Source organism: Clostridium sp. CM036, assembly GCF_055081135.1.
Window position 1 is genome coordinate 2,338,006 of sequence record NZ_CM143652.1, and the last position, 12,286, is coordinate 2,350,291.

At 32.1% G+C, this 12,286-nt stretch carries 11 protein-coding genes and 1 riboswitch; all 11 genes read right to left on the reverse strand.

Annotated elements, in window-relative coordinates; all coding sequences use genetic code 11:
- Positions 1–9 precede the first annotated feature (9 nt).
- On the reverse strand, positions 10–1,470 hold the full coding sequence (gene kamC / locus ACWJKE_RS11015) for a lysine 5,6-aminomutase reactivase ATPase KamC (RefSeq protein ID WP_216302307.1): 1,461 nt from the start codon (positions 1,468–1,470) through the stop codon (positions 10–12).
- A gap of 1 nt (position 1,471) precedes the next feature.
- On the reverse strand, positions 1,472–2,479 hold the full coding sequence (gene kamB / locus ACWJKE_RS11020) for a lysine 5,6-aminomutase reactivase subunit KamB (protein ID WP_216302308.1): 1,008 nt from the start codon (positions 2,477–2,479) through the stop codon (positions 1,472–1,474).
- 37 nt (positions 2,480–2,516) lie between these two features.
- The gene (gene kamA, locus ACWJKE_RS11025) at positions 2,517–3,770 is read right to left on the reverse strand and encodes a lysine 2,3-aminomutase (protein ID WP_220287273.1); all 1,254 of its coding nucleotides are present in this window, start codon (positions 3,768–3,770) and stop codon (positions 2,517–2,519) included.
- A 142-nt stretch (positions 3,771–3,912) separates the two neighbouring features.
- On the reverse strand, positions 3,913–4,950 hold the full coding sequence (gene kdd / locus ACWJKE_RS11030; protein WP_216302310.1) for an L-erythro-3,5-diaminohexanoate dehydrogenase: 1,038 nt from the start codon (positions 4,948–4,950) through the stop codon (positions 3,913–3,915).
- Between the two features lie 12 nt (positions 4,951–4,962).
- Positions 4,963–5,628 carry a 3-oxoacid CoA-transferase subunit B gene (locus tag ACWJKE_RS11035; RefSeq protein ID WP_165412589.1) on the reverse strand — a complete coding sequence of 222 codons (666 nt, stop codon included), beginning with the start codon at positions 5,626–5,628 and terminating at the stop codon, positions 4,963–4,965.
- Between the two features lies 1 nt (position 5,629).
- Complete coding sequence (gene atoD, locus ACWJKE_RS11040; protein WP_220287272.1) at positions 5,630–6,283, reverse strand: acetate CoA-transferase subunit alpha; 654 nt, start codon at positions 6,281–6,283, stop codon at positions 5,630–5,632.
- Positions 6,284–6,331: 48 nt separating this feature from the next.
- Complete coding sequence (kce, locus tag ACWJKE_RS11045; RefSeq protein WP_216302312.1) at positions 6,332–7,156, reverse strand: 3-keto-5-aminohexanoate cleavage enzyme; 825 nt, start codon at positions 7,154–7,156, stop codon at positions 6,332–6,334.
- A gap of 158 nt (positions 7,157–7,314) precedes the next feature.
- Positions 7,315–7,695: a 3-aminobutyryl-CoA ammonia lyase gene (gene kal / locus ACWJKE_RS11050; protein WP_216302313.1), complete on the reverse strand. Its 381-nt coding sequence runs from the start codon at positions 7,693–7,695 to the stop codon at positions 7,315–7,317.
- Positions 7,696–7,896: 201 nt separating this feature from the next.
- Positions 7,897–8,077: riboswitch (Lysine riboswitch) on the reverse strand.
- Between the two features lie 105 nt (positions 8,078–8,182).
- Complete coding sequence (locus ACWJKE_RS11055; RefSeq protein WP_220320375.1) at positions 8,183–8,440, reverse strand: cysteine-rich small domain-containing protein; 258 nt, start codon at positions 8,438–8,440, stop codon at positions 8,183–8,185.
- Positions 8,441–8,478: 38 nt separating this feature from the next.
- Positions 8,479–9,573, reverse strand: coding sequence for a hypothetical protein (locus ACWJKE_RS11060; RefSeq protein ID WP_220287271.1), 1,095 nt, complete (start codon positions 9,571–9,573; stop codon positions 8,479–8,481).
- Between the two features lie 347 nt (positions 9,574–9,920).
- Complete coding sequence (locus ACWJKE_RS11065) at positions 9,921–12,248, reverse strand: methyl-accepting chemotaxis protein (RefSeq protein WP_216302316.1); 2,328 nt, start codon at positions 12,246–12,248, stop codon at positions 9,921–9,923.
- Between the last annotated feature and the right edge of the window lie 38 nt (positions 12,249–12,286).

The following is a 12,286-nucleotide window of genomic DNA, read 5'->3' on the forward strand; positions in this document are numbered from 1 at the left end:
TTATTCCTCCTAATTGTAGAAACTTTTTGCTATATCCACTATTTCCTTTTCAAGTCCTAGTAATAATGCTATATTAAGTGCATCTTTTGGCACTTCATTTTCTTTTGAAACCTTCTCTAGCTTGTAATTCATATGTTGTTGTATTATTTCAACAGAATGAGTTTTATTTAAATCTATCTTGTACTTTAGCGCATTAAAATCTACATTTTTAAGTCCCATTACTTGATAATGTTCCATATTCTCCTCAACTACTCCATCGTAATGAGTTGAAATTAAGCTTATTGATTGAAATTTAGTCAAGTATTTAGAAAGAGATTTCATAAGATAGTACCCTTCTTTTGGATTAGTACCTCTTGCAAACTCATCTAGAGCTATAAATCCATTTCCTATTTTTGCAGACTCTACCACTTCTTTTAACTTTATTATTTCTGCACCAAATGTACTTAAGCCTTTGGATATGGACTGCATATCATCTGAAACAAAATGAATAAAATTAAGGATTGGAAATTGTGCTTTTTTTGCAAATACAAAAAAGCCCATTTGCCCAAGCAGTAAATTCAGAACAATAGTCTTAAGGGTAACGCTTTTCCCACCCATATTAGCACCAGTTATAATAGTTGTACCACCAAATAGCTCTATACTAACTGGGGTAAATACCTTTTTTCCTTTTTCTAATATTTCTTTAATTTCAGGATTAAAGGCTTCATCAAGATTAATCTTCATTTCTTCACAAATTTTCGGACGGGAACCATTATAATCTATGGATAAATTCGCTTTGGCAATCAAAAAGTCTAATCTACCTATCGCTTTTATATTTTGGTTTATGATCTCAGTTTCCTTAGAAATCTGGAGTGTTAACTCTTTTCTAATCCTTAGTTCTTCCTCTTCTTCTTCTATAACTAAATCTAACCTTTGCTTCTTTAGTTCATTTACTTCTTCCTCGGTTTTCACAGTAAAAATTTCTTTTTCCTTTTGTTTTTTCTTTTCACGAATGCTTTTCAAAGTTTTAGAATACTCATCATAAACATAAAAAGTAGACATTCCCTTCTTCTGTGGGTCTAGGAGGGAGATAATCTCATCTAAAGAGTTTAGATGAACCTCCTCTATATCAAGCTGTAATTTATCCAAAATATTTTTTAAATCTGTTACTAATATTGAAAAATATTTAATTTCATATAATTCAACTTCATCTAATGTTTCTGATTCATTACATCTTTTAATAGAATTTCTAATATCTTTTAGTTTACAAAATATTCGTCCTATTCCATTATACTCTTGACTATGAGCTCTCATTGATTTAATCATATTTTCTAGACTATTTAATTCATGAGTTAATTCATTTATTTCTGAATCTTTAAATGGTCTAATATTTTTTTTCTCCTCAAGCCCATAAGAAGTAGTTATCCCCAATTTATCCATAACAAAAGAAAAACCAATTTGATCCCTCTGCTGCTTATCTAAAAATTTCATTTTACTCCCCTCCAATAACATCAAATACAGGTATATTTAATTTATCCCTAAGCCCATCTAAAAACTTCTGCTTATCAAATTCATACCCATAAGGTGATTTTGGATTGGATGTAACACATACTATATTAATGGGATTTATTGTTTTTATAATTCCACCTTGCTTTTTAAATTTATAAAGGGTTTCCCTAGTTAAAAAGAGCTTTGTTCCATCTTCAACTAGGAAAATTACACCTTTATACTTATTTGTAGATGTCATAATATCTTCTAGTAGGTTATCTGAAACTACACCTTTAATAACTACATAGGAGGCATTTTCATCTAAAGACCCAACAATTTCCTTAGAAGATCCCAATGCTGTAATTGCATCTAGCATTTTTATAGTATTATCTTTGCAAATAATACCTATTCTGCCGATGCGTAAAACTTCATTAGCGAGATTTAATACTTCATTATTCTTTTCATTTTCCAATGAAAGTAATTTAACAGTATGACTAGTTTCTTCTATAACCTTATCCATACTTTTTGACAGCGCCGCTCCAGTTGATAAAATTGTAGCATTTGTAATTGATGGAGAGGCGAAGGTTTTTCTATTAAGGGCACCATCCACAATTACAAGCTCACTTCCAAACCTTTTAAGATCATCACATATTAAAGTCATATAGGAATTTACAGATGGACCGCCTAAATCTACATATCCGTCACTTAATGCTCTGCATATAATTATTTCACCCATAGGAGTGTTGAAACCAGTAGTTTTTAAAATCTCCCTGGTAATATCACTATTCAATAAGCATTGTTTTGCAGTAGCAATTATAGTTCCTTCTTCAATGTAAATTTTAGGTTTTTCAGTAGCAGTTACTTGGTCCAACTCTTCTCCGTCTCTTCCTATAGAGGTAAGCCCAAGGGATATTTCCCCTCTGGCTTCCCTCAATATATGATTTAAGGTGGTTGTTTTTCCTACATTTTTATTCATTCCTATGATAGAAATACTGTCATATTTTTGAATCATATTGAAAATGCTTGGGTTGTTTATGCTGTCCTTAATTTTACTCGTGATGTCCTCTTAGATTTCTCTCAAGTCCAGCTGGTTCCATAGACATTTGCTGACCGTTTAATAGCCCTGCCACTCCTACTTTATGAACCTTTTTCTTTCCTTCGCAAACTTCACAGCGACAACCTGAAGTATAACTAGTTGGTTGTTCATAAGTAGTTATAACGCCTTCAAAGTTTCTAAGTACCACTTTTTCAGGACTTTGAGAAATAATATAAGTTGGCATTACTGGTATTTTACCACCGCCACCTGGAGCGTCAACAACAAATGTTGGAACACAGAATCCTGAAGTATGGCCTCTTAAAGCTTCAATAATTTCTATCCCTTTAGATACTGGTGTTCTAAAGTGCTCAAGTCCCATTGAAAGATCACATTGATAGATGTAGTATGGTCTTACTCTAATTTTAACAAGCTCATGTACAAGGTCCATCATTATATGTGCACAGTCATTAACCCCTCTTAAAAGAACTGATTGATTTCCTAGAGGTACTCCTGCATTTGAAAGCCGCGCGCATGCAAGTTTTGCTTCTTCTGTAATTTCATTTGGATGATTAAAGTGAGTGTTTAGCCAAATTGGATGATATTTCTTTAGCATATCAACTAATTCTTTTGTAATTCTTTGTGGAAGAACCACTGGTACTCTCGAACCCATTCTTATTATTTCAACGTGTGGAATTGCTCTTAATTTTTTAATTATATATTCTAATTTATCATCTGAAACAAGTAGAGCATCTCCGCCTGATAATAATACATCTCTAATTTGTGGAGTATTTTTAATGTACTCGATTGCTTTATCTATTCTTTCCATTGGCATAGCACTATCGCTTTGACCTGCGAATCTTCTTCTTGTACAGTGTCTGCAGTACATTGAGCATTGATCAGTTATTAATAGTAATACTCTATCTGGGTATCTATGAGTTAACCCTGGTACTGGAGAATCTGAATCTTCATGTAATGGGTCCAATAAATCAGCATGTGCCTGATGTAATTCAAGCCCTGTTGGTATAGCTTGTTTTCTTATTGGATCGTTTGGATCATTAGGGTCTATTAATGCTAAGTAATAAGGAGTTATAGCCATTCTTAATGTTTGAACGCATTTCCTAGCTCCTTCTTCTTCCTCCTGCGTTAATGGTATATATTTTTTTAGTTGATCCACATTTTCAATTCTATTTTTAACCTGCCATTTCCAATCATTCCATTGCTCATCAGTTACATCTTTAAATAATTCAAATCTTCTATTAACTTTCATATTAGTACCTCCATCGTATAATAATTTTTAATTTTATAATATGTAGTTGATATATCAATATGGTTTAGAGAGAATACAATATAACTTTATATTGTATTCTCTAAATCACAATTAAATCATCTTCTTCGAAGCTGAAATGTCATTAAACGTATAATTCTTCAAATACTTTTCTTAATGTTTCATTTTCTCTTAACTCTTCAAGGGTTATTTCAGCATGTCCTTTAGTGTATCCGTTTCCTACGATCATAGTAACGTCTTTACCTACACCTTCAGCTCCAAGAGCTGCTTTTGTAAAGCTTGTAGCCATTGAGAAGAAGTATACTATTCCGTCATCTTTTACTGGTAAAATTGATGACATTTCAGTATTTGGAACATTAACCATATTTATTGCTACATCTACTTCACATCCATTGTTGTGCTCTAGAGTAGTGTTCATTACATCAATAGCGTTTCTAGCATCTCCAATAACTATTTGCATTTTTAGACCTAATCTTTTTAATCTCGCTTTCTCTTCTTCATTTCTTACAATGCCTATAACGTTTCCTGTTGGTCCTACTCTTTTAACTGCTTCATAAGAGCAAATCATTCCTGATTTTCCTGCTGCGCCTAGTAAAAGAACTGATTGACCTGGTTTAACAAGTTTAGCAACTTGAGCTGGCGCTCCTGCAACGTCTAATGCTGCTAATGCTAGATTTTCATTCATGTCTTTTGGAAGTTTTGCATATAATCCACTTTCAAATAAAATAGCTTTTCCTTTTATTTCAACTCTATCGATATCTGGTTTGATATCAACAATTTTTTCTATTTTTAAAGGAGTTAATGATAGTGAAACTAATGTAGAGATTTTGTCTCCCACTTTAAGATCTGTTGTTCCTTTTAAAGCTTCGCCTATTTTTTCAACTGTTCCAATAAGCATTCCACCTGAACCTGTTACAGGATTTTGCATTTTTCCTTTTTCAGCTACAATTTCCATGATTTTAGATTTTATTTTTTCAATGTCATGTCCTGCTTCTTCCTCTATTTGAGTAAAGCTAGCTGAGTCTATGTTTAAAGCCTGAACATCAATTAAAATTTCATTATCAAATATATTCATATCATTTGATATTTTAGTTGCTGGTTGTGGCAATGCACCTTTTGGTTCAAGTGACCTGTGAGTTCCGTATTTACATCCTTTGTTCATAATAACTTCCTCCTATACATCCATTATTTTTAGATTTTCTGATATTATTAATTCAGCTTCAGTAAGTGATTTAACTTCTTCAACTGTTGTATCTTTATGAATTTCAGTAAGTACAAGTCCCTTTTCAGTAAATTCCATTACTCCAAGTTCTGTAACTATAAGGTTAACTTGTGCCTTTGCTGTTAATGGCAGCGTACATTTTTTTAATATTTTAGGAGTCCCTTTAGCTGTATGTTGCATTGCAATAATAACCTTTTTGGCTCCTACTACTAAATCCATTGCTCCACCCATACCAGGAACCATTTTGCCTGGCACAATCCAATTAGCTAAGTTTCCTTCCTGATCTACTTCCAATGCTCCAAGAACAGTCATATCAACGTGTCCTCCTCTTATTAAAGTGAAAGACATTGCGGTATCAAAGTATGCTCCGCCAGGAAGTATTGTAGTAAATTGACCACCTGCATTAGTTACATCCTTGTTTTCTTCTCCTTTTGCTGGAGAAGCTCCCATTCCAACCATTCCATTTTCTGATTGGAGAGTAACATGGACGCCTTCTGGAATATAATTCGTAACTAATGTTGGAAGCCCTATGCCCAAATTAACAAGTTGTCCATCTTTTAATTCTTTACCAATTCTTTTTGCAATAATTTGTTTTGCAATCTTGCTATCTGTAATCATATTAGTTAGCCTCCCCTATAATATAATCAACCAATACACATGGAGTCACAATATTATTTGGATCTAAATCTCCAATTTTAACAATTTTTTCAGCTTCTACTATTACAGTTTCTGCAGCAGTAGCTATAATTGGATTAAAGTTTTTTGTTGTTCCATAATAAACTGCATTTCCAATTTCATCTACGACGCTTGCATAAACAAGTGCTAAATCTGCTTTAATTGGAAGCTCTAATAGATATTCTTTTCCTTCTATTGTAAGTTTTTGTTTTCCTTCTTCTATCATAGTACCAACTCCTGTAGGGGTAAGCACTCCACCAAGCCCAGCTCCCGCTGCTCTTATTCTTTCAATTAGTGTTCCTTGTGGCACAAGTTCTACTTCCATTTTTCCTTCTGTCATAAGTCTTCCCGTTTCAGCATTTGTTCCTATATGAGAAGCCACAACTTTTTTAACTTGACCGTTTACTACAAGTCTTCCTATGCCCCTATCTACATAGCTTGTATCATTTGCTATTATAGTTAAGTTTTTTACATTTGTTTCTATTAATAGATCTATCATCTTTTCAGGTGTTCCACAGGCTAAAAATCCACCTATCATTATTGACATTCCATCTTTGAGTAATGGCCTAACTTGTTCTAAAGATACAACCTTATTCATTTATTTTACCTCCTCTTATTTATCTTGAAGATATAACAATTATCAGTTTTATATTTTGTTTAAACCCAATATCTCTCTTGCTTCTTGTGGAGTGGCAATTTCTCTGTTAAGTTCTTTCGCAAGTCTAACTACTTTTTCTACTAATTCTGCATTTGATTTAGCTGGTATACCTTTTTCAATATACACATTATCTTCAAATCCAACTCTTACATGACCACCCATTACAATAGTCACAGCTGCCATTTGAAATTCAAATCTACCAATACCTGATACAGTGTAAGTACTTCCCTCTGGCACGCTTCCTGCCATAAATACTAAATCTCTTGGCGAAGCAGTTATCCCACCATTTACACCCATAACAAAGTTAAAATGCATTGGTGTTTTTATAAAACCTTTCTTTTGAAGTCTTATTGCCATGTCTACCATGCCCTTATCAAAAACTTCAATTTCTGGTTTTACACCCATTTCAATCATCTTTTTACCAAATTCTTTAATAGTGTTTTCAGTATTTACGAATACATCATCTCCACCAAAATTACAAGTACCTGCATCTAAGGTTGCCATTTCTGGTCCTAAATCAACTGGTTGTAATCTTTCTGCATTACTCATTCCGACAGCTCCGCCTGTTGATGGTTGAACAATTGCATCCGGACATCTTTCTTTAATAGCTTCAATACAAGCTCTAAATCTTTCCCTGTCTTGAGTAGGTGTTCCATCATCTTTCCTTACGTGTAAATGAATGATGCTAGCTCCTGCTTTATAAGCTTTTTCCGCTTCTATTGCCACTTCCTCAACAGTATAGGGTACATTTGGATTATGTTCTTTTGTAACTTCCGCTCCAGATATAGCTGCAGTAATTATTAATTTTTCCATGTGCTACCTCCTTATAGTGCTTCGTGGTGCAAAAATAATTACTATCTACCATAATATTTATGATAAGTTATGTATATTATGATAATTTTGCACAAACTTATTTAGCAACTAAAATATTAACCACTAGGTGAAAAAGTTTACATTAATTCTCTTGCATATTATTTTCTTTGGTTTTCTTTTAGAACTACGCAAGTTCCGCTTGCCTTACAAACTATTATTGGTTCTTCTAATACATCACAAGCTGAATCATTTATATCTGGTCTTGGTACTATAACTTTTCTTGCTTCGAAAATCATTTTTCTTGATGAATTCCCTACCTTCACTATTTCTCCAACAGCTTCTATATAGTCACCTGCATAAACTGGTGCTAAAAATTCTACAGCATCGTATGCTTTGAATAATCCTTCATCACCATCGTTCATAATTAAAAGTTCTGTAGCTACATCCCCAAATAATTGAAGCATTCTTGCTCCATCTACTAAATTTCCACCGTAATGTGCATCATGTGCACTCATTCTTAACCTTATTAAAGACTTCATTTTATTTTCCTCCTCGTTTATTGTAGTTATTCATTTTGTAATTTTTAGGAATTTTGTAAAAAACAACAAATCTGTGTTGTGTATCTTTTAGAAAATGCCTTATGTTAATTTATTTTGAAATAAAAAAAGGCACTGATTTTTCAGCGCCTTAATTAACCAAAGTACTAGGTCTATTAATGCAATGAAAAAACATCTTTTCATTACATAAATAGCTCTCCATAAGAACTCTTATGGCAGTGATAGAAATACTACTTTCTATCCCCAAGAATAAATTGAAGAACCAAAATATTCTTTCGGCAAACAAATACTTCATTTTTGACATTGGATGTTCATATCCTTATCATTCAAAAATTACCTCTTTATCTGCACCTCTATTTATGTGAAACTATTAAATTTTATTTTTAACTCTTACTTAATTATAATACGTAAACGTTTCAAATGCAATGTTTTTTTAAAATTATACTTTTTTAGTAAAAAATACTTTTTCTTAGTTATTATTTCTTTTTGCTTTGTTTACTTCCACTATCTTGCTTACTATATACTCATATCCATTTTCAGAATGTGGAATCATGCAAATTGAGCAATCTTTAACACCACTTACGAATTTCCCATTTCCACCACACTCCTCTAGAAAATATAGTGGACAATAGCAAAATAGACAATTAAATTTTTCATCATTTTTAACTTGATGGCATGGGAAATATTCGCAATCTTTATTTTTAAAAAATTTATAGTTATTATTCATTTTTAACCCTCCTTTAATTTCTAGGTTAGTTCCGAATTCTAAAAAGTTACCACATTATATATATCTATATCTTCTAATATTGTTTGCTCTAAAATAGATTCTTCGGGGAATTGCTTGTTCAAAATTTGTTTAAATTTTTTAAGTTGCGCAGCAGAAAGTTCTGCTTGCTTTGGCAAATTATTTTTTTCCTTAATAATATTGCCTGCTTCTAATTTATATATAAATTTGTCCCCTATAATATTTATATTATTTTTATCATCAAATTTTAAATCTCCAGTTATGTCACTATTTATGCTTGTCTTCTTTAAATCACTTATTGATTTTCCATCATTATTAATTTTAGCTACATTAATATAAGCACTTACTTCACCATTCGAATTCTTTGAATCTGAAAGCCAACTTCTAAAGGCAAGCATTTTACCATCTTTAGATATCACTCCATCATATATTTCTTCTTTATCCTCTATACTTTCAAAAATTTTATTACCATTAATATATAAATTGGCCCTAGGTTTTGGAAATATATGAGGTGTAACGCTATAAAGGATGCTTTTTTTATTTATAATAATATCTCTTATGGTACCAACGCATGATATTAACTCCAATTTGTTTTTTATGTTATATATTGCATAACCTGAAGCTGACGGATTAATATGACCCGTAATCAAAATGTTTTCATTATCTATCCACTTGAGTTCAATAATTTGTTGAACGTCTTTATTATTTATATCAATCTCTGTTGATTTTTCAGTTTTAATATCATAAACAATTATATGTGGGGGATTTATTTCTTTTTCTTCATTAAAAGATCTAAATACTATTTTTGTTTTATCTGGAGAAAGTTGTAATAGATCTTTTGAATTTGAATTATCCCCTAAAGATTTAATCTGTTCATTTATCTCATCATAAAGATAAACATTATTATTCTTCTCGAATGCTATCTTTGTTAGCTTTGCATTTTGATCCTTACTTTTAATTTCAGCATCTTTACTAGATATAGTCTCTATATTTTTACTCGAATTTCTATTGATTTTATTTAAATAAGCCCTCAGTGTCAATATGCTTAGCGATAAACACATCGCTACAATGAGTAACTTTAATTTTTTTTTCGTTATTTTTTTATGGCCAGTCATAATTTTGCTCCTCATTTAAATTCATAATAATTATTATTTTAAATCATTGAAACTTAGATTATTATACTCCACTTATATTAGTGTATCAACTGGATTCTTTTGTGTTTTACACTGTTATTTATATGTTTACAATTTAAAAATATACAATGTTTATTTTATCTTTTAATTATGAATTTTTTGTAAATATTAACATTGGTTTATCCGTTCAAAAGTAATAAAGGGCATTAGTTTAAATTTAAACTAACGCCCTTTATTACTTTTGAAATTATTTTCGCATTTGTTATAGATACTTTCCATAAATTCTACATTCCGATTTAAATCGGTATCTACCTTCATTTTTAGATTTATTATTTTTTCATTTGATCATTACTGCTAAATATGTTCTTTACCCATGTTAAAAAGCCCTTCTTTTCTTCTTTTATCTCTACAACTTTTTTATCTTCTTTAGTTGCCACAGTCTTTACTTTTATCCCATCAGTTTTCATAACAAATTTAACTTTACCATCCATCTTATCACCTACACCTGAAAATGTACCATAATTATTAGATATTTTTACAAGTTCATCTTTCACATCAATAATATCTCGCACATCTCCCATTTTGCTGTCAATTTCGCCACTTATCTTTTGAATACCCTCTTTATCAAATTTTTTCATATTTTTATCTAATTCTTTATTTCCATTTGCTAATTTATTGGCACCTTCTTTTAATTTTCCTGACCCTACAGAAAGTTCACCCACCGCTGAATTTAGTTTACTTGATCCTTGTGTTAATGGTTTTATCCCATCATTATTTAATTTTGTTAAACCATCTGCCACGCTTTGAGATCCTACCACTAATTTATTAGTGTTTTCTCCCATAACTTTTGTTCCTGCGCTTAAGTCTTCAGCTGCATTATTTAACTTATTTGCTCCACCTATGAGTCCCCGACTACCAGTTTTAAGCTTTCCTGCAGCTGTTCCTAATTGTTCTGTGCCTTGCGCAAGTCCTCCTGCTCCATTAGCTAATTCACCAGTTTTATCTGATATTTGTTTTGTGGCCTTAGCTAATTCTTTTGACCCTGACACTGCATTTTTTTGTCCTTCTTGAAGCTGGCCCATACCTGTATCTACCTGCTGTGAACCAGTTTTGATTTTTTCTATGCCTTCTTCAAGTTCATTTAATCCTTGTAACAATTCATTGCCGCCATCCTTTAAAGCTACAAGGCCCCCTTTTTCATTTTCTAATCCACCATTTAAATTTCCTGCTATTTCACCTGTACCAGGAATTTCCCCAAGGAACCCAATAAGTCCCTGTAATTTTTCAATTCCTGATATTAAAGAATCAGTAGCTTTTATCTCTGACTCTTTACCTTTTTTTAGTTTATCTATACCTTCTAAGCTTTGCTCTGCACCATCTGTTACTTTTTTTTGACCTTGCTGTAGATCCCCTGTAGAATTCACCATTGTATCTAGTCCCTCACTTAGTGATTCCATTTTAGCCGACACTGTATTAGTCCCTTCAGCTAACTTATTAGCTCCATCTGATAGCCCTTTAGAACCTGCAACTAATTTATCTGTTCCATATGCTACCTTACCTGCTCCATCTGCAAATGCTTTTGAATTTGCAGCAAATTCTACTGTACCTGATCCAAACTGCTGTGCTCCACTACCGAGTTTTCTAGTTCCTGCCTCAAATGCTTTTAATCCACCTGCCACCTTCTGAGCACCACTTTGTGCTGCACTTGTACCGTCGCCAATCTTTATCATACCAGTATTAAATCCTGAAACCCCAACGCCTAGCTTAGTTACTCCACCATTAAATAATGTCATATTATCAGCTAAAGCCTTTTGACCAAGGTCTAATTTGCCTGTTCCCTCAGCTAGCTTGGTACTAGCATCTTGTATGTTATTAATGCCTTTAGTTAAATCCCCTAAAGATGAGGCACTTTTAAACTCTTCCATATCAGGAAGTTCTGGCGTCCCTGTTATCATTATAGGACCCATTTCAAAGTTTTCTACCTGTGCAGTAATTTCTAAATTCTCTTTTAAGTCTAAAGTAGTCTTTTCTAAATCCAAGCTTTCCTTCATACCTGGAAGAGAAATGAAAGTGACTATTTGATTATTCCCATCATTAATCATTTTCCCACCGCTAATCTTAACATTTCTAAAATTATCTATTGGCAAATCTAGTACAGTTACAGTGCTAAATGGAGTATATATTTTTCTGTTTTTCCCTTTAATATTAACCATACGGCTTTCATTATTCTTATAATCAATTTTTATTTTCACTTCTCCACTTTTACCTGCCAAATCCTCTGGTTTAATTTCTTTTCCATCAAGCAAGTATTTAACATTTACATCAATAGGAAGTTTTTTATCAGTAGTACCTCTATAATAGACATCATTACCACTTATCTTCCAATTTAAACTCTCACCAATACCATTTGGTTTTTCTTCACCCTTTACATTTTTTATATCCTTTAATATAGATTTATCATGAATTTCAATATTTTTCTCGTTAGAGTGAAGCCAATCACTTACTATTTTTTCTTTAACCTCCCCTTGCTGATTTAACGTAACATAAACAGTCTCATCCTTTTGAATTAACTCAGTAGCATAAGTCATATTTGGAATAACTAATGCACCTATTAACACGATACTTAATAATCTTTTTGACATACATTTATTTTTCACGTTAATACATCTCCCCTATAGTTTTGCTTTCAAAAGTT